Genomic DNA, 23873 nt, shown 5'->3' on the forward strand with positions numbered 1-23873 from the left:
ATTAGCATAGGTGGACATCATGTCTTTCCCTGAGTTTTATAGCTTCAAGCACTGTAAAAGCTGTAACGATTCAACGTAAAGGTCCTTGCTCCGCAAAGTTGCTATGGGTTGATCAGTGATTACACATCAGACCATGAAGAACGCCGAACCTCAAACCAGGCTCGGAAGGCGTCATATGCGAGACACCAAACACCTTGAATGCCGCCAGCATGAGCACCAGACCTCCAGGCAAGATGCTCTGGCGATGGCTTTGCAAGCCCGCCAGCCGAAGCTGTTTGACATGTCCCACTTCAAGCAGGCGCAACGACAAGCGCAACAAGCCGCTGTAGGTGATGCCGCTTTCGCCAAAGTCGTTCAACCCGTTGGCCTTGAGAACTTTGGCCAGCATCCGTGCGGTGCCTGAAGAACCTATCACCTGCTGCCAACCCAACGCGCGATAACGACGCGCCACCTTTTCAAAGTGCAATGTGGCTACTCGCTCAGCCTCCAGGAGTGCCTGAGCCGTAATACAGCCGCCCTGAAAGTAACGCGCGCCGAAGGTGCCGCTGCCAATCGCAATACTTTCGGTCAACAAGGGCTGAGCGCCCTGCCCCAGAATCAGTTCAGTGGAGCCGCCACCGATATCCACGACCAGTCGCCTGCTCTGTGTACCCGGCACCGTATGAGCAACACCGGCGTACACCAGTCGGGCCTCTTCATGCCCAGAGATGACGTCAATCCGGAAACCCAGGTGCCGCTCCGCGCTGGCCAAAAACAGTTGAGCATTGTCGGCTTCGCGCACTGCACTGGTCGCTACCGCCCGCACACGTCCGGCCTCAAAACCGCGTAACTTTTTACCAAATCGTGCGAGCGCTTGCCATCCCCGATCCAACGCCAACTCGTCCAGTGCCCCGCCTTGAGACCCTTCCGCCAAACGGACAGGTTCACGCAAGGTTTTCACTTCCTGGATCACAAACCCCTGACGCTGTCTGACTGACTGGCCGATCATCATGCGAAACGCATTAGAACCAAGGTCAATGGCTGCAAATAGAGAGGCGTCTCCTTTCATGGGGGGATTCCTTGCAAGCTGAGCGCACTAGGCGGTTTGCGAGGATCTTGCCATGGGGTCGATGACGCTAAGATGACACCCTTAACCTTTACGAATAAGCAGACACCAGGATCGCGGGGCTTGAGGATGTGATCTTCAAAGGACGCAAAAAATATGTCATCGCGCTGTAACCTTCGACAGCAATACTCAGGCTATACAACGCGTGCTCGTTCTTGTGCTGCCACTTTAGGCGGCTTTTTTTTGCCTGATGATTTTGGCAGCAGTTTTGCCAACCCTACCAATTGGGTCTCGGCTTTTTCGAGAGCGGTCGCTGCGCAGCTCTGCCATATCTTTTCCAGCGGGCGCAGGTCGGATTCGTTCAGCGCCTTTTGGCACCACTGATAATGGTCATGCCATGAACCCAAAGCCGATTGCAGTGCCTTGAGAGAACTCGCCGCTTTACGCGAGAGAGGTGAAAGCTTGGGAAAAGCTTCCGTGAGGTAGCGCGTGCGCTTGACCAGGATTCTCAGCTCGTGCCGATCAAATTCAGTGTCATCCACGGCAGCATGCAGTCGATCAATCTGCTTTTTCAGTGCTTTTTCGATTTGAGGCTGTATGTGTTTTAGCCCGCCATTGACTTCCACTGATCGAAAGATGGAAGGCCATTCATCCAATTGAATGAACAAGTTCTTGAGGACTGGGCTTTTTAGAATCCTGGAGTAGTTAGACGTCAAGCGCGCTTTTCTGAGCTGAACCTGGGCAGGAAAACCCCTGCCCTCCAGTTCCTGAATCATCACCTCCAGATCCCGAGCGGGTGTAGTCAGCCTTCCCACTTCAGCTGCCGCGATGTTCAGAGTTGCCACCTCGGTCATGGAGCGCATCGGTCGGAGCAAACTCCTGATACGCCTCACGGCGATCCTGAGATCGTGCAACGCTTCGCTATCAGTCCGTGCCTCCAGCCGAGCACGGGCGTGATACAGAGCAACCTGAAGGGCCAGTATCTCAGCCACGAACTTGTCGACGAATGCCATTCGGTCATCTCGTTGAAACGGAATTGACACGAGCTTAGCAGAAGCATCGATCATCAATATTGACTCTCCTTGAGAGCTAACCGCGGCCGGTCATTGTCCCCAGGCTCCGTCACATCGCCGCGCTACTGATCCCGCCACAGATTCGCTACTATGTTTGACCGTCAGCTTTCCTTAATCTGGAGCCCGAATGCCTAATCAAAAGGACATCGCCGCCGAAAGCGGCGCACCGATGATTCCTGAACAGCGCCGTGAATTGATGCTGCGACAGTTGCGCAAGCATCAGGTGCTGAGCGTTCATCAGTTGATGGAAATGTTCGACTGTTCGCACATGACCATACGTCGCGATATCGCGCTGCTGGAGCAGGAAGGTCGTGCTTACTCGGTAACGGGTGGGGTGCGGATCGCCAGCCAGCTCCATAGTGAGCCCAGCCATCAGCTCAAGGCGGTGGTCGAGTTGCCACAGAAGCAATCCATGGCCAAGCTCGCCGCCCGGCTACTGCATGCCGATATGACGATCTACCTGGATGCGGGAACCAGCACGCTGGAAATCGTCCCTTACATCAAGGCGCTGTCCGGCATGACCGTGGTGACCAATGACTTCGGCATTGTCCAGGCGCTGATCGAAGCCCCCCATGTCACGGTGATTCATACCGGCGGGCAGCTGGATCACTCCAATCAATCGTGCGTGGGCGGCCTGGCGGTTGCCACCCTGCGCCAGGTCGTCACCGACATCGCGTTCATATCGACCAGCTCATGGGATTTGCGTCGCGGCCTCACCACGCCTTCGGCGCTGAAGGTGGAGGTGAAACAAGCCGCGATGCAATCGGCCTCGCAAGTGGTGCTGGTGGCCAGCAGTTCGAAATACGGCACATTCAGCATGTACAAGATTACCGGGCTCGAGCAGTTCGACATTATCCTCAGCGACGATGCATTGACCCCGGCCGCGGCTGATGGCATTCGCAAACAGGGAGTCGAACTGTTGCTGCCGTCTGACAATACCCCGGCCTGAAACAACGGGCTCTTGCCTCCAGCAGAGCCCGCCGCCCCTTCTCTGTTGCGCTTAGCGCGCCTTCCAGTCCCGCAACCATTGCAAGCCGGCAGACGTGTTGCCACGCGGCCGATATTCGCACCCTACCCAGCCGTCATAACCCAACTGGTCGATCAACTCGAACAGATAGGGATAGTTGACTTCTCCCAGGTCCGGTTCATGCCGGTCCGGCACGCCAGCGATCTGGATATGGCCGATTCCATCGAAGTCCCGACGCAGTTTGGTGGCTAGGTCGCCTTCAACGATTTGGCAGTGATAACAGTCGAACTGAACCTTCAGGTTACGGGCGCCCACTTCCTTGCAGATAGCCTGGGCCTGGTCCTGGCGGTTGAGGAAAAAGCCCGGCATGTCTCGTGTATTGATCGGTTCCAGCAGCACCGTGATACCGACCTTGGCCGCCCGGGCGGAGGAATAGGCGAGGTTCTCCAGGTACACGCCGTGATGCCGTGGGCGATCGCTTTCCGACGGCAACAGCCCAGCCATCACATGGATACGCGAATTGCCCAACACGCTGGCGTATTCCAGGGCGCGATCAAAACCGCTACGAAATTCACTCTCACGGCCCGGCAACGACACCGTGCCCCGCTCGCCCGCCGCCCAATCACCGGGCGGCGCGTTGAACAGTGCCTGCACCAGGCCGTTGTCGCTCAAGCGTTGCTTGAGTTCTTCAGCGCTGTAGTCGTAGGGGAACAGATACTCCACCGCTTCGAAACCATCGGCAGCCGCGGCGGCGAAGCGATCCAGAAACGCATGTTCCGGGTAGAGCATGCTGAGGTTGGCAGCAAAACGAGGCATGGTAGCTCCTGAAATTAAGAGTCAGACAAAGGGCCAGATCAGCAGGGTAATACAGAAACCCAAGGTGCCGAGCAGCGTGGTCAATACCGTCCAGGTGCGCAAGCCGTCGGCCACGTTCAGTCCGGACAACTTGGTGAAGATCCAGTAACCGGCGTCATTGATATGGGACATGGCCAACCCGCCACCACCCATGGCCAGGCACAGCAGCGCCATGTGATTCGCAGTGAGATCGAGGGTCGCAATCAGCGGACTGATGATGCCGGCAGTGGTCACCAGCGCCACTGTCGTCGAGCCCTGCACCGCGCGCAACAGCATGGTCAGCAGAAAGCCCAGCGCCAGCACCGGCAGACCGGTAGTGCGCAGCATATCGGAGACCACGGCGCCGATTCCGGTATCCACCAGCACCTTGCCAAACACCCCGCCGGCACCGGCAATCAGGATCACCATGGCCACACCGGGCAAGGCCGAGCCGATCACATCAGACACCTGAGTACGGCTCCAGCCCCGACGCGAACCCAGCAACCAGGCACACAGCAACGTGTCGATCAGCAGCGCCACCAACGGCGCGCCGAGCACGGTCATGATGCCGCGCAGGGTCGATTCGGCAGGCAGCAACGAGGTGGACAGCGTCCCCAGCAGAATCAGAATGATGGGGAGCAGGATCAGGCTGACGATCAAACCAAAACCCGGTGGCGGAGCCGGCGGCAACTTGGAAACGATGCTGCTGGTGGACTCTTCCAGGCCCATGTGCGACACGGCCACAGCCGCTCGCTCAGTGCTCTTGTCGTTGCCATTGGACCAGGCGGCCAGATCTTCGTTGGTGACATGCGGGCCATAGACCTCGGCACGAATATCGTCGGTCATCGGGTACACCCGACGGGTCATGCGCCCGGCCACGCGGTAGCCGACATAGCAAAGGAACGCAGTGATCGGCAGACCGAACATAAGCACCCGACCCAGGTCCGCGCCCAATTGACTGGCAGCGGCCACGGCGCCCGGGTGTGGCGGTAGAAAGGCATGTACGGTCAACAAGGCCGCGCACATCGGCAGTGCGAAGACCAACAACGGCTTACGCGCACTGCGTGCAATACCATAAGCCAGCGGCATCAGGATGATCACGCCGACCTCGAAGAACACCGGCACCCCGACCATGAACCCGGCAATCGTCAGCGCCAGCGGTGTACGCCGGTTGCCGAAACGAGTAATCAGGGTCTTGGCCAGCGCCTCGGCACCGCCGGAGAGTTCGATGATCCGCCCGATCATCGCGCCCAGGGCAATGATGATCGCGATATGACCCAGGGTCTTGCCCATGCCGCCTTCGATGGTCGCCACCAGATCGGCCGGTTTCACCCCGGCCACCAGCGCCACCAGAATGCTCACCAGCATCAACGCTACGAAGGGCTGAAACTTGTACTTGAGCACCAGGAACAACAACAGCGCGATGCCCACGCCTGCGGTAATCATCAGGATTAACGGGCTCATTTCAGAACCCCTCCACGCCGGGTAAACGAAACGGTTCTGCCACTGAATCTGAAAATGCCGCAGTGAAGGTGAGTCATGCTTGGATTTCCTGTTGTTATTGTTTTTTCAGGCAAGCCGGGTCCGTCGAGAGTCGCTGCGCGTCTCATGTACAGGGCCTGCTGTATCGATTTGTCGTGTTAAGCCAACGCTTTACCAGGTTGCGCCGAAGGTCTCTCGCAACTCGTCCAAAGCCGCCTGGTCGAGAGGCTCCGGTTTGGGGTGGCTCATCAGCCAGAGCCGCGCAGTTTCCTCAAGCTCCTCCAAGGCGTAACTGGCCCTGGATACCGAACTTTCCCAGACCACCGGGCCAAGCCGTTCGAGCATCACGCCGCGAACGCTATTAGCCAGCTGCGCGACTTGCTCGGCAACCTTCGGCGAACCGGGTCTCTGGTAGCCAATCAACGGGATATGCCCGACTTTCATGACCTGATACGGCGTCAGCGGCGGCAGGATGTTGTCCGCCTGCCAGACACCGGCCAACGTCAACGCCACCAGATGGGTGGAATGGGTATGCACCACGCCGCCGACACTCGGGTTGCGGTCGTAGACTTGGCGGTGCAGCGCCAAGGTCTTTGAAGGCTTGTCACCGGACACCCATTCGCCCGCCAGGTTGACCTTGGCGATGGTCGCCGGATCGAGGCGCCCGAGGCAGACATCGGTCGGCGTGATCAACCAACCGTCGTCCAGGCGCGCGCTGATATTGCCGGCGCTGCCGACGGTGTAACCGCGTTGGTAAAGGCTATGGCCAACCTCGCAGATTTCTTCACGCAGGGCGCTTTCGTTACTCATTGCGCACCTCCCGCGAGTTGGTTCAAGGCTTTGCTGAAGAAGTCACGACTACCGAAGTTGCCCGATTTGAGTGCCAGCGCCAACGGTTCGTCAGTACTGCTGACGGTCGCCGGCACACCCGGATCAATCTGCGCGCCGATCTGCAGCAGCTGTACGCCCAACGCCTGAACCACAGCGCCCGACGTTTCTCCGCCGGCAATCACGAAGCGGCGCACACCGCTCTGGCGCAGACCTTGGGCAATTTCGCCAAAGGCGTTTTCCACCAGACTGCCAGCCTGCTCGACACCCAGTTGCTGTTGCACCGACTTGACCTCATCCGGTGAGCTGGTGGCGTAGATCAATACGGTTTGTTCGTTATCACGGGCGAAGGTCAAGGCTTGCGCCACCACCGGTTCACCCGCAGCCAAGGCCAACGGATCAATCCGCAAGGCGGGCCGCCCGGCTTCGAGCCAGGCCGCCACTTGTCCATTGGTGGCGATCGAAGCACTGCCGGCCAACACCACTTCCCCGCCGAATACCGCGGGGAGTTTCGAGGCATCGAGGTCGCGCAGCTTGCCGGCGCGACGGAAATTTTCCGGTAAACCCAGGGCCAGCCCCGAACCACCCGTCAACAACGGCAGATCGGCACAGGCGGCACCGAGGGTGTACAGATCGCTGTCCGACAAGGCATCAGCGATGGCCATGCCGACACCTTCAGCCCTCAGCTCTGCGATCCGCGCACGCACCGACTCAGTGCCGCGGGCAATGGTGTCGTAGCGCAACAGGCCGACATTCAGACGGGTCTGCGATTGCAGCACCCGAACCAGGTTGGCATCAGTCATCGGCGTCAGCGGGTGATGCTGCATGCCCGACTCGCTGAGCAGTTGATCCTGCACAAACAAGTGGCCGCGAAAGATTGTCCGGCCATTTTCTGGGAACGCCGGACAGGCCAGGGTGAAGTCGCTACCCAGTGCGGCCAGCAGCGCTTCGCTGACCTGGCCGATGTTGCCGGCCGCGGTGGAGTCGAACGTCGAGCAGTATTTGAAGAAGATCTGCTCGCAGCCTTGTTCGCGCAGCCAGGCCAGTGCGGCGAGGGACTGTTCGACCGCGTCGGCGACAGGAATGGTGCGCGACTTCAGGGCAATGACGATCGCATCGGCATCAAGCCCGGCGGCTACGTCTGCGCTCGGGATACCGATGCTTTGCACGGTACGCATTCCGCCGCGCACCAGCATGTTGGCAAGGTCCGTGGCACCGGTGAAATCGTCGGCGATGCAGCCCAGCAGCGGGCGTGCGGTGGAGGTAGTCATGGGGTGTTCCTCAAACGGGCTCGGGCTTCAAACGGACTGGGGCTTGGCAGTCGGCAATTCGATGCCCGGGAAAATCTTGATCACCGCCGAGTCGTCTTCACGACCGAAACCGGCACTGGACGCTTGCATGAACATCTGGTGAGCGGTGGCCGACAGCGGCAGTGGGAATTTGCTGGCCCGGGCGGTATCCAGCACCAGGCCCAGGTCCTTGACGAAAATATCCACCGCGGACAACGGCGTGTAGTCAGCCTTGAGAATGTGCGGTACGCGGTTTTCGAACATCCAGGAATTACCGGCGCTATGGGTGATCACCTCATAGAGCGCATCGGCATCGACCCCTTCACGCAGGCCCAGCGCCATGGCTTCAGCAGAGGCGGCAATATGCACCCCGGCGAGGAGTTGGTTGATGATCTTGACCTTCGACCCCAGGCCATGAACGTCACCCAGGCGATAAACCTTGCCGGCCATGCCCGCCAGGATTGACTCAGCCTTGGTATAGGCGTCGGCCGGCCCCGAAGTCATCATGGTCATCTCGCCAGCGGCGGCCTTGGCGGCACCGCCTGAAATCGGTGCATCCAGATACAGCAGGCCCAACGCGGCCAGGCGCTGGCCCAGATCCACCGCGTAAGTCGGGGCTACAGTGGCGCAGCCGATCACCAGACTGCCCGGCCGCAGTGCGGCCACGGCACCACCCTCACCAAACAGTACGGTTTCGGTCTGCTCGGCGTTGACCACCACGGTCACTATCACGTCGCACTCAGCGGCCATGTGCGACGGCGAAGAGCAAGCCACACCGCCCTCCCCGGCAAACTGTTCAGTCACCGCAGCCCGCACATCACAGGCATGCACATTGAAACCGCTGCGCAACAACGAGCGAGCAATGCCCAGGCCCATCGCGCCCAGACCGACAACACCGACATTCTTGTTATTCATGGGGTACTCCAGAGGAAAGCAGCGACTAGACGGTGGTCGCGTTGTAAATAGAGGTGTTCTCAGGTTGTCATACCGGCCGAGGAAGATCATCTACCAATGATCAGATTATGTGAAGTATTTTTTATTTATAACATTTTTTAACATGCCCTGCGGATCCTCGGTAATCCCATACGTGATCTGTAGCAGCTGTCGAGCTTGCGAGGCTGCGTCCGGCTGCGTCCGGCTGCGCAGCAGTCGTAAACCCTGAGCGTGCGGTTTTCCTGATACACCGCATTGCCTGATTTCACGACTGCTGCGCAGCCGGACGCAGCCTCGCAAGCTCGACAGCTGCTACAGAGCCGAGCGCAGGCTTCGACAGCTGCTACAAGGCATGCGTTTCTGCGCCCGACGGTGTGGCAAGTTTTGAGCACTGACTTACACTGCGATACACCCAATGCGAACGAATCAATGTTCAACAGATCGATAGGTTCCATGGCAATCCGGGGATCACGTAATGATCTGGGTGAAGCCAACATGAAAACGGTCACGACCCTTTTCACCTGTCTGCTCGCTGCCAGCGTTTGCGCGGCGACGAGCACCTGCGCAAATGCTGCGTCGTTCAAGACCAGCTTCGACTGCGCCACGGCAAGGGCATCCGTCGAAAAGCTTATCTGTCGCGATTCGCAGCTGGCACAGATGGATATCGAATTGACGCGTCTTTATCGCCTGGCGCTCACAGATGAACGTTCAGTACCGCGGCCAGACAAGATCTTGATCGACCAGCAGTTCTGGATCGACTCCCGTAATCAGTGTGCGTCCACGCCTGAGCCCAAGGCGTGCACGATCCGAAGTTATGCCGAGCGCGCGCACCAGCTACGCCAAGGCTCGGCCATTGTGAGAACCAAGGATCCAGACAGGCTTACTGAAGGCCCCCTGGCTTTTCGTTGTACTGGGTTTAACGCACTGATTGCCGCCACCTTCTTTAATACGCAGCCGGGTGTCGTGTACCTGAAATGGGCGAACACCTCGATCACCCTGAGCCAGGTGCCGAGTGATTCGGGAACCCAATACATTGGCAAGGATTCCCAGGGGAACTACCGCTTCTGGCAAGACGGCAACGGGGTCATTTTCCAGAAGCCAGGCTCAGGGGCAATGAGTTGTACGGCCGAGCCGGTCAGCTGATTTCTCTGGGGCAAGTCCGGAAAATCAAGCGCCGCTATTCCGATATTTCAGCCGCGACACTTTTGTAGCGTGGCGAGGGGATTTATCCCCGTTCGGCTGCGAAGCAGTCGTAATCCATTGGACGCGGTGTGACTGGAAAAAAAGGGGCCGCTTCGCAGCCTAACGGGGATAAATCCCCTCGCCACAGCCTCGCAGGCTCGGCTGCTACAGATCGCGTTACGGCTTAACTGACTGGCATTAGGCAGAGCGCCGGCCCTCTCTCACGTACTCGGCGATTTATGCCACGGATAGCCTTTCGCACTGAGTTCAAAGGCGTATTCGAATAAGCGCTTCATGTACTCGCCATCGAATTTTTGAAGGCGAGAAACGTGAAAATCGGAGCCGATGTACGCCAGATTGAAGTCCGCGCCATCCTGCTGTGCAATTCGGTAAATTCGATCCAGATCGCTGATCCCCTGAGTCTGGATCAATGCGCTGATGGCGCGTCCGCCGATGCTCAAGGTGCGGCGCTTGGTTCCAGACCACTGCAGCTCCAGTTTGCCGTTGCGAATGACATAGAAATGCCGCTCATCACGCAAACGCGCCCCGGTCACGCGGTTCAGCGCCATCACGGTGCCGGGTGGGTAAAGGAACACCTGAGTCAGGACGCCTCCGTCCACGTGCATTTCCTGAAACTGTTGACCGTCAACCTCCACGTCGATCATGACGGGTGAGACGGCGCCGGGAATACTCATCGACGCGATCATGATGTTGCGAAACAGGTCGAGCGCGCCCGGTGCCTGGCTGGAGGCAATAGCGCCCATGTTCCAGGTGACCGGGCGTCCTGAATCAAGGTCGGTGGTACCGATCATCAGCAGTCGTCCTTTGGCGTATTCCGACGCGATCGCCGCAAGGACCTCGGCAGTGATGTGCTGTGCAATCAGCCGCGACAGTGGCTTGCTATGCGCCATACCATCGCTGGCAAGACGGGTCAGCATGTTGCGCGGATGGAAAATGTCTTTTGGACCGACTGCATTGCAGATACCCAGAATGACACCGTCGTACTGGGGCCCCAGGTAGGCGAACGGGGCGACCAGGGCGCCAGCGCTAATGCCGGTGACGACTTTGAACACAGGTCGAGTCCCATGCAGGGTCCATCCCGCAATGATGCCCCCCGCGAATGTGCCTGCATCACCGCCCCCCGAAACGGCCAGCATGCTTGCCAGCGGCAGGGTGTCGTTGGGCAGCCCTGCGCTGGTGAGCGCCTCGGCTTCTCGAAGGTTGGCCTGACTCACATCCCGAATGAACGGCGTCAGATCTTGATCCAGCCAGTAGCGGGCATCTGGAATGCCAGGGATGAGCGCTTTTTCCGTTAACGTTGGCGGCACCGCATCTCGGCGTTGCAGGCACGCTTGACGCAACATGTTCAGCGTTGAGGCGCTAGGCCTGAGCAGGAATGTTTTCAAAACGCCTCCTCCGACCCCTGCAATCGACAAAGAACGCGCTCAATGCAACGGCAAGACGCCTTGCCGATCACGCACGCTCCACACACCCATGACTACTTTCTCAATCAGGCGCCGGTCTTCTGAAGACCAGCAGTTTGCCGGTGGCTCGCTGCACGACCTTGTCATTCTGATTGAGTGTTTCCATGAACAAGGTCACCACGCCCCGGTCCGGCTTGGAGCTGGACGGCTCGATAGCCTGCACGGTGCATTGCAGACGCAACAGATCGTCCGGGTAGGTCGGCGTCGGCCAGCTCAACTCGATACCCAAGCCAATGATCCCGTCTGCCAATGGCACGCTTTCCACCAGCAGCTTCATGGTCAGGGCTGCGGTGTTCCAGCCACTGGCCGCCAGACCACGGAACAGGCTCAGCTCGGCGAGTTCAGGGTCGAGGTGAAATGGTTGCGGGTCGAACTCCTGGGCAAAGGCCAGCATTGACGCTCGATGGACACGTAGGCTGTCGCTTTCGAACTGCTGACCCAGGCTCAGGTCATCGAGGTAGAGTTTTTCCCAGGAATGGATGGTCATGATTCAACCCCTCTAGGCGTAGCTGATGTCGCTGAGGTCGATAGCCACCAACAAGGCATCCTTGTCCGGTTGCCCGTCCGCGCCGCGCCGATAGGCTCGCCGTTTTCCCTCTTGCCAGGGCTCGACTTCCTCGGTCAGGACACCCGGCGAGGTGAACAGGAAAGGCATGGTCAGGTAGGACCAGAGCGCGTAACCGTTGAAGTACGCCCGGTGCAATGGATCCCAAGGGGTTGTTTCCCGGTGACTGCGAAAGGATTCCCGGGGCGCTGATCGCTCGGCAATCACCTTGCCCTCGGTGGTTTCGATGGCGATGCGGTCCGGCGTGTAGGCCGTCCGTTGATCAGGCCCACCGAATGGCAACACCGAAGCTCGCTGTTCATGCAGCCAAACGGTCATCTGACGGGGAGCGCTGTCCTGCGTCAGCCCTTTCATGCCCCACAGCGAGCCGCCGGTCACGAGCGTGGCGCGAACTTTACTGAAGTGGTTCCAGCGTTCCAGACCACCATGGGCGATCAGCACCTGGTCCAGCAGTTGATGTTTCTGTGCAGTCATGGCGGCAGCCCTGCTCGTCAGGGCGAATGGCCTGAACACCTTTCATGCTAGCGCAAGCCCGGGCAGTCATAACGTCCGCGGGACGTCCGGTCTGTTCTGCGGCTGATCCTCCACCCATTGCCAGAACAACTGATAGCCGACCGCAAGCACCACCGGGCCGATGAACAGACCGAGGATGCCGCTGGTGACCATGCCACCCAGTGCACCGATCAGCACCACCGGCATCGGCACATCGACACCGCGCCCCAGCAGCAAGGGCTTGAGTACGTTATCCACCAGGCCGGCAACGAACACATAAATGGCGAAGATGATGGTCGCCGTGCTGGCCCCTTCGGTGGCGAACACAAAAGCAATCACGGGCAGCGTAATCAGCGTCGCCGGCAATTGCATGATGCCGAGCAACAATACCGCCAAGGCAAGCAGCCCGGCACCGGGGACGCCCATGAGCACGAATCCGATGCCCACCAGCAGCATCTGGATGAAAGCGATGCCGACCACCCCCAGCGCGACCGCACGGATCGTTGCGGTGCACAGTTCGGCGATTTTCGGCCCCTTGCCCGGATCGCTGACGCGTGAAGCGATCTGTACCGCACTGCGCCTGCCGCTCTCGCCATAGGCCATGAAAATGCCGGCGATGATCAATGCAAAGATAAAGGTGAGGAACCCCATGCCGACGCCAGCCAGTTTGCCCAGGAAACTCATGCTGAAATGTTTTATCTCTGGCAGGTACTTCGCTGCCAGGTCGGGAAGATCGGTTGAGGCCTGCAGCCATAAAGCAGAGAGACGCTTGCCCACTAACGGCCAGTCAGCGACTGAGTCAGCGGGTGGCGGAATATGGAAGCTGCCGTCCTTGACGGTGGTCATGGCGTGCTCGACCGAATCGGCAATCGAGGTGACCAACAGATAGATCGGCACCATGAGCACAACGATAGCAATCAGCACAATCAGCGTCGCAATGTGGCCGTCTTTCTGACCCAGCGACCCCTTGAGCCGCTCTTGCAATGGATAAAGTGTGATCGCCAGGATCAGCGACCACAGCATGAGGTCGCGGAACGGGCTGAAGATCTCAAAGCAGAACAGCACGAGTACGGCAATCAACCCGGCACGGATCAAAACATCGAGCAGACTGCGAGTGAACGCCTTCTCGGAGCTGGATGTGGGCACCATTGCTGCCTCCTTGCAGATCGCTGCAGAGGAATGGGATCGGTTAGCCCAGCATAGACGTTCAGTTGGATAAGTGAGTGGATGGGTTGAAAGCGAAGCGTTGATTGGGTGATTCTGGATTTTGTGTCTGGCTCAGGATCCACCCCTCACCCTAACCCTCTCCCCAGAGGGTAGAGGGGACTGACCGAGTTGTTCTTAGAGTTACATCGACCTGAAATATCAAGGTGAACGCAGGCTTTGAAAAGCGTGGAGATCGGCTCCCTTTCCCCCTCTCCCCACTGGGGAGAGGGCTGGGGTGAGGGGTGGATTCATCTGATACCCCTCCTACCCTTGCGCAACTCACCGCAGCTTCAGCGGATCAACCAGTTCAGCAGCGATCGCCATCCCCACCAAATCCGGCAAGGTATTGGCCTGCATGCGTTTCATCACCCGCGAGCGATACAGATCGACGGTTTTTGCGCTCACGCCCAGTTGCTCAGCGATCTCACGGGTGGTGTAACCCTGAACCAGCGGCAGCAAGACATCGCGCTCCCGTGGGGTCAGTGTCAGCAAACGTGCCTGCAAGGCTTCATGACCCTGATTGCCCGTGCGGTTTGCCGCGCAGTTGCTGAGCGCCTGTTGCACGCTGTCCAGCAGCAATTGCTCGTTATAGGGCTTCTCGATGAAGTCATGGGCGCCCGCCTTGAAGGCGCGAACCACGATCGGCACATCCGCGTGCCCGCTGACGAAGATGATCGGCAAGTTCAGCTCACGTGTGCGCATTTCTTCCTGCACGTTCAAACCGCCCATGCCGGGCATGCGAACATCGAGCAGCACGCAGGCATCGAGCGTGGCATCACAAGCACTGAGAAACTCCACGCCACTGGTAAATGGCAAGGCCTTGAGCCCTACCGATTCCAATAACCAGACCGTTGAGTCGAGCATGCCTTGATCGTCGTCGACCACATACACCACGTGCTCCGTCACACCTGCCATTACGTTATTCCTGTTGTTGTTTTGTTGGGCCGGCCAGCGGCAAACGGCAGCACATCAGCAGCCCGACAGGTTGGCGTCGGGCCTGCAATTCGCCACCGAAGCCTTCGATGATGCTGCGGCTCATGGACAAGCCAAGTCCCAGGCCATCGGCCTTGCTGGTATAGAACGGGGTAAATATCTGCTCCAGTTCGGGCTCGCTGACGCCCGGTCCCTGGTCTTGCACACTGATTTCCACGGTTGCACCACCGCCCTGCCCCGCAGCCATCACAATCAGTGACGGCTGCCCCGGATGTTGTTCGCGGTTGGCATCGATGGCATTGCGCAACAGATTGAGCAGCACCTGCTCCAGCAGTACCCGGTCGGCATAAATCGGCGGCAGATTATCCGGTAGGCGATCCTCGATTGTCACTTGGCAATTGCTCGCTTCCCAGGCACACAAACGCACGGCCTCGCGGGCGACGTCGGTGAAATTCAGGGCTTGCATCCGGCGTTGTCCCTTGCGCAGAAACGCGCGCAAACGTCTGATCACTTCTGAAGCATGCGTGGCGTGATGGGTAATGCGCTCCAGCCCTTGCGCTACTCGGGCGGCGGCCTGGGGATTGGAATCCAGCGTCTGTAAATAGCGCTGGCTGGCATTGGCGTAATTGACCACCGCCGCCAACGGTTGGTTGATTTCGTGAGCGATGCCCGAGGCCAACTCACCCAGGGTGACCAACCGCGCGGTGTGCGCCAATTCATCCTGATGGCGGCGCTGTTGCACCTCACGCAGCTCTCGCTCGGTCATGTCCCGCGCCACCAAGGAGTAATAGCGCTCGCCGCCGGCCGAACGGTGCGCCAGCAGCACCAGCGACACCGGCACGGAAGTACCGCCTCCCGGTGGCTGCAACCGCGCATCGGTGCTCCAGACACCGTCGCGCTCGGCGCTGCTCCAGCCATCACGCTGCAGACGTGCCAGGTCAGCGCTGGCGAACAATTGCGCCAGGGCTGGCATCGGTTGTTGCTCGTCGATCCCGAGAATGCGCCGCGCCGCTGGATTGAGGTAAGTGACTTGCCCCTCGGGGTCGATGAACAACACCGGATCGGTGTTGGCTTCCACGACCTCCGCCAGGCGCCGCTTGTTCTCTTCGGCTTGCACCCGGGCGGTAATGTCCCGGGACACGCTGACCACTTCGACCACCGTCCCGGTGTAGGTCTCACGAATCGCCCGGCTCGCGGTTTCAAACCACAGGTAATGCCCGTCTCGATGACGAATGCGATACGTCATTGTGTGATAACCGTCCTGCTCCAGGGCATCCCGCGCGCGCTGCACCAGGCTGGCCAGGTCCTGACCATGGAACAAGCCCTGGGCCATTTGCCCGCGCAACTCCTCCGGCCAGTAGCCGAGCAATGTCCAGGACGCGGGCGAGGCATCGAGAAAGCGCCCGTCGGGTGTATGCCTGGAAATCAGGTCGGTGGTGTTTTCGATGATCAGCCGGTACAACCGCCGTGCCGTGGCCGCTTCACGCTCGGCCAGCACTTGTGCCGTGGCATCGCGGCAACGGGCGAGCACGCGGTTGTCCTGGGGATCGGGGATAAACGTCCAGATCAGAATCTGCGCTTGGAATTGGGCTTCGACCCCTTCGATGGCGCGTTGCTGGTCGAGGCAGGCACGGACCAGCACCCGGTGATTCACCGGCAAAAAGCCCAGCACATCGGTCAGCGGCTTTTCGGCGAGCAGTGCCAACAGCGCGGCATTGAATTCCAGCGGCCGGCCCTGCGCATCGAGCAACAGACTCGGTTGCGGATCGTGACCCAACAGCGGCGAGCCCCGCAGCATGCCGTTGACGCTGCTCAGCAAGGTCGTCAGCAAGTCTTGCACCCAACCCAGCCAATCAAGGCTCACGCCCTCGCACACTTCCACCAGCAACAACCCCGGCTGCCCCGGTTGCAAGGCCAGATCAAACACCTGGCCATGGCTGATAGCCGCCCGGCGCAGTCGCCCGGCCAACCAGCAATCGAGTTGACGTACTTGAGCCAGGTCCAGCCGCCCCGCCTCGACCAGCCGATCAAACAGCCGCTGATCGCTGGCCAGCGAAGGGTCGCCCAGCCCCGGCGGAAAATGCTGGGCGGCGCCCTCGTGGCTGTAAATCCGCGCATTGGCTTGCCAACTCAGATAAACCGCCCGGCGCACCTCGGGGCAATCCTGCAGCGCACGGCACAACGCATCGGCCCGGGCGGCCAGAGACACACCCTCGCGCTGCAGGCGCAACCAGCTGTGCAATCGAACGGGGGTCAGGGTCATCACAGGTCCGCTTCGTTGGGGAAGCCAAGGATATACCGGCCTTGGCGGTGTGACTGTATTCATTTAGACCTGGCAGAATCAAATATAGTACATATCCTATATGACGTAGGTTGTACTTCCATATCTGTAGCTGAATGTTATATAAAGCAGACCTGACATAAAAGGGGACCCAGCGGCTACGCTGCAAGGTCACCCATAGAGCTAACAATCAGCCACCGAGTACCCGTACATGTCGATTTATGAACAAGGGCTAAGCCCTGCGGCTGTCAATCATATTGCCTTGTCTCCGCTCAGCTTCATCGAGCGTACCGCCAGCGTTTATCCAGACTACCCCGCCGTCATCCATGGCTCTATCCGCCGCACTTGGGCGCAGACCTACACCCGTTGCCGGCGCCTGGCTTCGGCACTGGCCGGTCGCGGCATCGGCAAGAACGACACGGTGGCGGTGATGCTGCCCAACATTCCCGAGATGCTTGAAGTGCATTTCGGCGTGCCGATGATTGGTGCCGTGCTCAACCCGCTCAACGTGCGTCTGGATGCCGAAGCCATTGCGTTCATGCTGCAGCATGGCGAAGCCAAGGTGCTGATTACCGACCGCGAGTTCCATGATGTGATTCACGCGGCGATCGGCATGCTGGATCACCCGCCACTGGTCATCGACGTCAATGACCCGGAATACGGCGAAGGCCAGGCGGTCAGCGATCTGGACTATGAAGCGCTGCTGGCCGAAGGCGATCCGGCCTACGCCTGGCAATGGCCGACGAACGAATGGGACGCCATTTCGCTGAATTACACCTCAGGCACCACCGGCAACCCGAAAGGTGTGGTCTATCACCATCGCGGTGCGTACCTGAACTCGTTGGGCAACCAGATGACCTGGGCCATGGGCAACCATCCGGTCTACCTCTGGACCCTGCCGATGTTCCATTGCAACGGTTGGTGCTACCCGTGGATCATCACCGCCATGGCCGGTGTGCATGTGTTTCTGCGCCGGGTCGATCCACAGAAAATCCTCACGCTGATCCGCGAACATCAGGTCACCCATCTGTGCGCTGCGCCGATCGTGCTCAATGCCTTGGTCAACATGCCGGAATCGGCGAAAGCGGCGATCGATCACCCGGTCAACGCCATGGTCGCCGGCGCCGCACCGCCGGCCAAAGTGATCGGTGCCGTGGAAGAAATGGGCATCAAGGTCACCCACGTGTATGGCCTGACCGAAACCTATGGTCCGGTGACGCTCTGCGCCTGGCATGCCGAATGGGATGAGTTGCCGCTGGACGAACGGGCGCAAATAAAATCCCGCCAGGGCGTGCGCTACCCGACGCTCGAAGGCGTGATGGTCGGCGACTCGAAGACGCTGGAGCCGACCCCGCGAGATGGTCAAACCATCGGTGAGATCTTCATGCGCGGCAACACCGTGATGAAGGGCTACCTGAAGAACCCGACCGCGACGGCTGAAGCGTTCGAAGGCGGCTGGTTCCACACCGGCGACCTGGCGGTGTGTCATCCGAACGGTTACGTCGAGATCAAGGACCGACTCAAGGACATCATCATTTCCGGCGGCGAGAACATTTCCACCATCGAACTGGAAGGTGTGCTCTATCGCCATCCAGCCGTCATGGAAGCGGCCGTCGTCGCTCGTCCCGATGAGAAGTGGGGCGAAACGCCCTGCGCCTTTATCACATTGAAGGCTGATCACCAGGACGTTCGCGAGGCCGACATCATCAGTTTCTGCCGCGAACACCTGGCCGGCTTCAAAGTCCCGCGCACGGTGGTTTTCACCCTGCTGCCGAAGACTTCAACCGGCAAGATCCAGAAGTACGTTCTGCGCGACAGGGCCAAGGCGCTCTAACCCGAACCAACGTTGTACCCGCCAGGCGGCAGGTGTTTTTACCTGCCGCCTCGGGCTCGTGCAGGCCGGATTCGGCCCCGCCCTGCCCCAAACACTGATAACAAAAACAAGGTGGAGCCACCCATGATCGACATCCATTCAACCGATACCCAACGCTGTGAACGCATTCGGTCCAACCCGAAATTCCTTCAATTGGTGAGCAGCCGTTCGCGCCTGGCCTGGTCGCTGAGTGCTGCCGTGCTTGGCACTTACTACGCGTTCATGCTGGTGGTGGCGTTTGCCCCGCAGTGGCTGCATGCGCCGCTCGCCGAGCATCGGATGTTGACCCTGGGCATGCCGGTTGGCGCGGCGATCATCATTTTTTCCTGGCTATTGACCGGTTGGTACGTCTACAGCGCCAACACGCGTTTCGATGCACTGGGCGCCGCCATTCTCGAGGAGAGCAAGTGATGACTCTGCTGCGTAAACTTCTCCTCGTCGCTGCCGGGCTCTTGCCGGCCTCCGTTGTACTGGCTGCGCCCGCGCTGGGTGCGGTGGAAAAACAACCACTCAACCTGCATGCGATCGGCATGTTCTTCGTCTTCGTGCTGGGCACGCTGGCCATCACCTGGTGGGCCGCACGGCAAACCAAATCCACTTCTGACTTCTACACCGCGGGCGGTGGCATCACCGGGTTCCAGAACGGTCTGGCGATTGCCGGCGACTACATGTCCGCCGCCACGCTGTTGGGGTTGTCCAGCCTGGTGTTCGCCAAGGGTTATGACGGCTTCATCTATACCATCGGCTTCTTCGTCGGCTGGCCGATCATCACCTTCCTGATGGCCGAGCGTCTGCGCAACCTGGGGCGCTACACCTTTGCCGACATCGTGTCCTATCGACTGGACCAGAACAAAGTGCGGATCTTCGCCGCGTTTGGTTCATTGACGGTGGTGTGCTGCTACCTGATCGTGCAGATGGTCGGTGCCGGTCAATTAATCAAGTTGCTGTTCGGTCTCGACTACCCGGTAGCCGTGGTGATCGTCGGTGCACTGATGCTGGTGTACGTGATCTTCGGCGGCATGATCGCCACTACCTGGGTGCAAATCATCAAGGCCGTTTTGCTGCTTGCTGGCGGCACGACCCTGGCGTTCATGGCCATGTCGCAATTCGGCTTCAGCTACGAAACCCTGGCCACCAAAGCCGTCGAAGCCCATGCCAGTGGCTGGAACATCATGGGCCCCGGCTCAATGCTCGCCGACCCGATCAACACCGCTTCGATGTCGCTGGGCCTGGTGTTCGGGATTGCCGGTCTGCCGCACATCCTGATGCGCTTCTTCACCGTGCCTAACGCCAAGGAAGCGCGTAAGTCGGTGTTCTACGCCACCGGTTTCATCGGCTTCTTCTTCCTTGTTGTCTGCACCCTGGGCTTTGCCGCGATGGTGATCATCGGCACCGACCCGCAGTACTACGTTAATGGTGAAGTCGGCGGAGCCTTGATTGGTGGCGGCAACATGGTCGCCATGCACCTGGCCAAAGCGGTCGGTGGCAACCTGTTCTTCGGTTTCCTCTCGGCCGTGGCCTTTGCCACCATTCTTGCGGTGGTCTCCGGGCTGGCCCTGGCCGGTGCCTCGGCGATATCCCACGATCTCTACGCCACGGTGTTCAAGAAAGGCAAAGCCAGCCAGAAACAGGAAATGCGCGTGACCCGCATGGCCACCGTGGGCCTGGGCATCATCGCGATTCTGCTGGGCATTCTGTTCGAGAAGATGAACGTCGCGTTCCTGGTGGGCCTGACCTTCGGCATCGCCGCATCGACCAACTTCCCGGTGCTGATCATGGCCATGTACTGGAAAGGCCTGACCACCAAAGGCGCGATCATCGGTGGTTTCGCCGGCCTGATCTGTGCGCTGGTCCTGGTGATCCTCTCGCCAGCCGTCTGGGTCACCGTGCTCGGCCATGCTCACGCGATCTTCCCGTACGACCACCCGGCGCTGTTCTCCATGCCGCTGGCGTTCCTGGTGATCGTCGTGGTGTCGAAACTCGACCGCAGCGTGCGGGCCGACAAGGAGCGTGACGCTTACGCCGACCAGTTCGTTCGCGCCCAGACCGGCCTCGGTGCCGCCAGCGCTTCCGCTCATTGATTGAAAGGGCACGGCCTGCTTCAAGCGGCGCCGTGCCCATCGCACAACCTTTTGAGGTTCACGTTATGCCCGAATTCAACGCCCCGCTGCGCGACATGCGCTTTGTGCTGCATGAAGTGTTCGATGCCCCGGCCCTGTGGGCACGCCTGCCAGCCCTGGCCGACAGTGTCGACGCCGCCACCGCTGACGCCATTCTTGAGGAGGCGGCCAAAGTCACCTCGCACCTGATTGCGCCATTGAATCGCAGCGGCGACGAGGAAGGCGCCCAGTGGGTCGATGGCCAGGTCAGCACGCCAATCGGTTTCAAACAGGCTTATGCCACCTACATCGAAGGCGGCTGGGTGGGTCTTTCCGGTAACGCCGATTTCGGCGGCATGGGCATGCCGAAGATGCTCGCCGTGCAGTTCGAAGAAATGCTCTACGGCGCCAATTCCAGCTTCGCGCTGTATTCGGCGTTGAGTTCCGGTGCCTGTCTGGCGCTGGATGCCCACGCCAGCGACACCCTGAAAAACCTCTACCTGCCGCCGATGTACGAAGGCCGCTGGGCCGGTTCCATGTGCCTGACCGAAGCCCACGCCGGCACCGATCTGGGGATTATCCGCACCCGCGCCGAACCACAGGCCGACGGCAGTTTCAGCATCACCGGCAGCAAGATCTTCATCACCGGTGGCGATCAGGACCTGACCGAAAACATTGTCCATCTGGTGCTGGCCAAACTGCCGGACGCACCGGCGGGACCGAAAGGCATCTCACTGTTCGTCGTGCCCAAAGTGCTGGTCAATGCCGACGTTTCCCTCGGCGATGCCAACGCGGTGAGTTGCGGATCGATCGAACACAAGATGGGCATCAAGGCCTCGGCCACCTGCGTGATGAACTTCGACGGCGCCAGCGGCTGGCTGGTCGGTGAAGCCAACAAAGGCCTGGCGGCGATGTTCACCATGATGAACTACGAGCGCTTGTCCATCGGCATTCAGGGCATTGGCTGCGCCGAAGCGTCCTATCAAAGCGCCGTCGCCTATGCACGTGAACGTGTGCAGAGCCGCGCGCCGACCGGTGCCATTGCTCCGGACAAAGTGGCTGATCCGATCATCGTCCACCCCGATGTGCGCCGCATGCTGCTCAGCATGAAAGCCATGACCGAGGGCGGCCGTGCGTTCGCCAGTTATGTCGGGCAGCAACTGGACCTGGCGAAGTTTTCCGATGACGCCAAGGAACGCGACAGCGCGCAAACCCTGGTCGCGCTGCTGACGCCGGTGGCCAAGGCTTTTTTCACCGACACCGGCCTGGAAAGCTGCATCAACGGCCAGCAAGTGTTCGGCGGCCATGGCTACATCCGCGAATGGGGCCAGGAACAATTGGTCCGTGACGTGCGCATCGCGCAGATCTACGAAGGCACCAACGGCATTCAGGCCCTGGACTTGCTCGGACGTAAAGTGCTCGCCGACAAGGGCTTCGCGCTGCGCCAGTTCACCGGTGAGATCCGTCATTTCGCCCATCAGCCGGACGCGCCCTACTCCGCTCAACTGTTCGATGCCGTGCAGCGTCTGGAAGACCTGAGCGACTGGCTGCAGGATCAGGCCGCGACCAACCGCAACGAAGTCGGCGCCGCGTCGGTGGAGTATTTGCACCTGTTCGGTTACGTCGCCTACGCCTGGCTTTGGGCGCGCATGGCACAGGTTGCCAAGCAAAAGCTGCACGAAGACGAAGGGTTTTATGGCGCGAAGATCGCCACCGCCGACTTCTATATCCACCGCTTGCTGCCGCGCATTTTGAGTCTGGAGCAATCCATCCGCGCGGGCAGCGCCTCCTTGTTTGGCCTGAGCGCCGAACAGTTCTAACGATTGAACCGCACGCGGCGCCACGCTCCTATCTTTGGGCGTTCGCGTTTTTTATCGATAAGCCCTCGCCCACCTGGCGAGGGCCGCGGGACCTGTCTTTCCATAATAAAAACAAAGGGGCTTCACCATGGACCGCAACACCCGCACCCTCGCTACCCGACTGTTGCTGGCCGGCGGCGTCATCAGCCTCTCGGCCCCCGCCGCTGCGGACTTTGTCAAAGACAGCAAGGCCAGCCTTGAGCTGCGCAACTTCTATTTCAACCGTGACTATCGCCAGGACAACGCCGCCCAATCCAAACAAGAGGAATGGGCCCAGGGTTTCCTGCTGCGCTATGAATCGGGATTCACCGAAGGTTTGATCGGCGTGGGGTTCGATGCGATTGGCCTGGTCGGCGTCAAGCTCGATTCCAGCCCTGATCGCGCAGGCTCCGGCCTGCTCAAACGCCATAGCGACACAAGCAAAGGTGCGCAGGACGAGTACGGCGAACTGGGCCTGACCGCCAAAGTGCGTGCTTCGAAAAGCACATTGAAACTCGGCACGCTACTGCCGAAACTGCCGACGGTACTGGCCAACGATTCACGGCTGTTGCCACAAACCTTCAAGGGCGGCCAGTTGACGTCGCTGGAACTCGAAGGCCTGACCGTGGATGCCGGGCGACTGACGCAGGTCAATCAGCGCGACTCCTCGGACTACGAGGACATGGGCATCACCCGAACCGGCGCCAAGGGCATCACCACACGTCATGTCGATAGCGACAGCTTCGATTTCGCCAGCCTTAACTACAAATGGACCAGCAACCTCGCCACCGGCTACAGCTACGGTCACCTCGACAACTTCTACAGCCAGCACCTGGTCAACCTGACCTACGTGTTGCCAGTCACAACCGGCCAGTCGCTGAAGACGGATCTGCGCTTCGCCCGCTCCACGGACGATGGCGGCAGTAATGTCGATAACAATGCCATTGGCGCGATGTTCACCTACAACTTCGGCGGGCATGCGTTGGGCCTGGGCTATCAAGGCATGAGCGGCGACACCGGCTACGCCTACGTCAACGGCACCGATGCCTTCCTGGTGAACTTCGTGCAGATCGGCGACTTCGCCAGCAAAGACGAAAAGTCCTGGCAGGCGCGCTACGACTACAACTTTGCAGCCATTGGCGTTCCGGGCCTGACCTTCATGACCCGCTACCTCACCGGCGACAATATCGATTTGGGCGGCAACCGCCCGGAAGGCAAGGAATGGGAACGTGATACCGACATTGGTTATGTCGTGCAGAGCGGGCCGCTGAAGAATGTCGGCGTGAAATGGCGTAACGCGACGGTTCGCTCGACCAACTTCGGCAGCGACCTGGATGAAAATCGCCTGATCGTCAGTTACACCCTGCCGATCTGGTAAGTAGATCAAGAGATCGCAGCCTGCGGCAGCTCCTACGGGGTACGCATTCCTTCTGTAGGAGCTGCCGAAGGCTGCGATCTTTTGATTCTGC

General features: G+C 59.8%; 20 protein-coding genes. 7 read left to right on the forward strand and 13 right to left on the reverse strand.

Translation table 11 applies throughout. The annotated features are described in order from the left end of the window. Nucleotides 1-112 precede the first annotated feature (112 nt). A complete protein-coding gene (locus ACA059_RS15535) occupies nt 113-1048 on the reverse strand; it encodes a Ppx/GppA phosphatase family protein (RefSeq protein WP_497629963.1) in 936 nt (311 codons plus the stop codon). Between the two features lie 191 nt (nt 1049-1239). Continuing rightward, nucleotides 1240-2112 carry a CHAD domain-containing protein gene (locus tag ACA059_RS15540; protein WP_497629964.1) on the reverse strand — a complete coding sequence of 291 codons (873 nt, stop codon included), beginning with the start codon at nt 2110-2112 and terminating at the stop codon, nt 1240-1242. 133 nt (nt 2113-2245) lie between these two features. On the opposite strand from ACA059_RS15540, the gene ACA059_RS15545 reads away from it, so the two are divergent. Next, complete coding sequence (locus tag ACA059_RS15545) at nt 2246-3067, forward strand: DeoR/GlpR family DNA-binding transcription regulator (RefSeq protein WP_497629965.1); 822 nt, start codon at nt 2246-2248, stop codon at nt 3065-3067. A 51-nt stretch (nt 3068-3118) separates the two neighbouring features. Here the strand turns inward: ACA059_RS15545 and otnI are convergent, their stop codons facing one another. The 5 genes from otnI to ltnD form a co-directional block, all read right to left on the reverse strand. Next, complete coding sequence (gene otnI, locus ACA059_RS15550; protein ID WP_497629966.1) at nt 3119-3901, reverse strand: 2-oxo-tetronate isomerase; 783 nt, start codon at nt 3899-3901, stop codon at nt 3119-3121. A gap of 21 nt (nt 3902-3922) precedes the next feature. Continuing rightward, nucleotides 3923-5383, reverse strand: a complete 1461-nt coding sequence (locus tag ACA059_RS15555) for a GntT/GntP/DsdX family permease (RefSeq protein WP_497629967.1) — start codon at nt 5381-5383, stop codon at nt 3923-3925. Between the two features lie 189 nt (nt 5384-5572). Then, complete coding sequence (gene otnC / locus ACA059_RS15560) at nt 5573-6211, reverse strand: 3-oxo-tetronate 4-phosphate decarboxylase (protein WP_497629968.1); 639 nt, start codon at nt 6209-6211, stop codon at nt 5573-5575. After that, the gene (otnK, locus tag ACA059_RS15565) at nt 6208-7500 is read right to left on the reverse strand and encodes a 3-oxo-tetronate kinase (RefSeq protein ID WP_497629969.1); all 1293 of its coding nucleotides are present in this window, start codon (nt 7498-7500) and stop codon (nt 6208-6210) included. Before otnK ends, otnC begins: the two co-directional genes overlap by 4 nt. Before the next feature lie 27 nt (nt 7501-7527). Continuing rightward, nucleotides 7528-8433 carry an L-threonate dehydrogenase gene (gene ltnD, locus ACA059_RS15570; RefSeq protein ID WP_095132767.1) on the reverse strand — a complete coding sequence of 302 codons (906 nt, stop codon included), beginning with the start codon at nt 8431-8433 and terminating at the stop codon, nt 7528-7530. Between the two features lie 513 nt (nt 8434-8946). Here ltnD and ACA059_RS15575 point away from each other — a divergent pair. Further along, a complete protein-coding gene (locus ACA059_RS15575; RefSeq protein WP_497629970.1) occupies nt 8947-9594 on the forward strand; it encodes an MliC family protein in 648 nt (215 codons plus the stop codon). A 260-nt stretch (nt 9595-9854) separates the two neighbouring features. On the opposite strand, the gene ACA059_RS15580 is transcribed toward ACA059_RS15575, so the two are convergent. The 6 genes from ACA059_RS15580 to ACA059_RS15605 form a co-directional block, all read right to left on the reverse strand. Further along, nucleotides 9855-11039: a patatin-like phospholipase family protein gene (locus tag ACA059_RS15580; RefSeq protein WP_497629971.1), complete on the reverse strand. Its 1185-nt coding sequence runs from the start codon at nt 11037-11039 to the stop codon at nt 9855-9857. A gap of 100 nt (nt 11040-11139) precedes the next feature. Then, nucleotides 11140-11604 carry a MaoC family dehydratase gene (locus ACA059_RS15585; RefSeq protein WP_462000845.1) on the reverse strand — a complete coding sequence of 155 codons (465 nt, stop codon included), beginning with the start codon at nt 11602-11604 and terminating at the stop codon, nt 11140-11142. A gap of 12 nt (nt 11605-11616) precedes the next feature. Further along, the gene (locus ACA059_RS15590) at nt 11617-12156 is read right to left on the reverse strand and encodes a hypothetical protein (protein WP_497629972.1); all 540 of its coding nucleotides are present in this window, start codon (nt 12154-12156) and stop codon (nt 11617-11619) included. Between the two features lie 66 nt (nt 12157-12222). After that, entirely contained in the window at nt 12223-13323 is a 1101-nt protein-coding gene (locus ACA059_RS15595) for an AI-2E family transporter (protein WP_497629973.1), read from the reverse strand. 336 nt (nt 13324-13659) lie between these two features. Further along, complete coding sequence (locus ACA059_RS15600; RefSeq protein ID WP_497629974.1) at nt 13660-14295, reverse strand: response regulator transcription factor; 636 nt, start codon at nt 14293-14295, stop codon at nt 13660-13662. Between the two features lie 4 nt (nt 14296-14299). Next, nucleotides 14300-16576, reverse strand: a complete 2277-nt coding sequence (locus tag ACA059_RS15605) for a PAS domain-containing sensor histidine kinase (protein WP_497629975.1) — start codon at nt 16574-16576, stop codon at nt 14300-14302. Between the two features lie 229 nt (nt 16577-16805). On the opposite strand from ACA059_RS15605, the gene ACA059_RS15610 reads away from it, so the two are divergent. The 5 genes from ACA059_RS15610 to ACA059_RS15630 all read left to right on the forward strand — a co-directional run bounded on the left by ACA059_RS15610 (nt 16806) and on the right by ACA059_RS15630 (nt 23782). Further along, the gene (locus tag ACA059_RS15610) at nt 16806-18428 is read left to right on the forward strand and encodes an acyl-CoA synthetase (RefSeq protein ID WP_497629976.1); all 1623 of its coding nucleotides are present in this window, start codon (nt 16806-16808) and stop codon (nt 18426-18428) included. Nucleotides 18429-18551: 123 nt separating this feature from the next. Beyond that, entirely contained in the window at nt 18552-18878 is a 327-nt protein-coding gene (locus ACA059_RS15615; RefSeq protein WP_008146418.1) for a DUF485 domain-containing protein, read from the forward strand. Continuing rightward, complete coding sequence (locus ACA059_RS15620; protein WP_497629977.1) at nt 18878-20548, forward strand: cation acetate symporter; 1671 nt, start codon at nt 18878-18880, stop codon at nt 20546-20548. The genes ACA059_RS15615 and ACA059_RS15620 overlap by 1 nt, the downstream gene beginning before the upstream one ends. 65 nt (nt 20549-20613) lie before the next feature. Next, nucleotides 20614-22386: an acyl-CoA dehydrogenase C-terminal domain-containing protein gene (locus tag ACA059_RS15625; protein WP_497629978.1), complete on the forward strand. Its 1773-nt coding sequence runs from the start codon at nt 20614-20616 to the stop codon at nt 22384-22386. Nucleotides 22387-22513: 127 nt separating this feature from the next. Next, complete coding sequence (locus tag ACA059_RS15630) at nt 22514-23782, forward strand: OprD family porin (RefSeq protein ID WP_497629979.1); 1269 nt, start codon at nt 22514-22516, stop codon at nt 23780-23782. Nucleotides 23783-23873 lie beyond the last annotated feature (91 nt).

Source organism: Pseudomonas sp. LBUM1647, assembly GCF_059716175.1.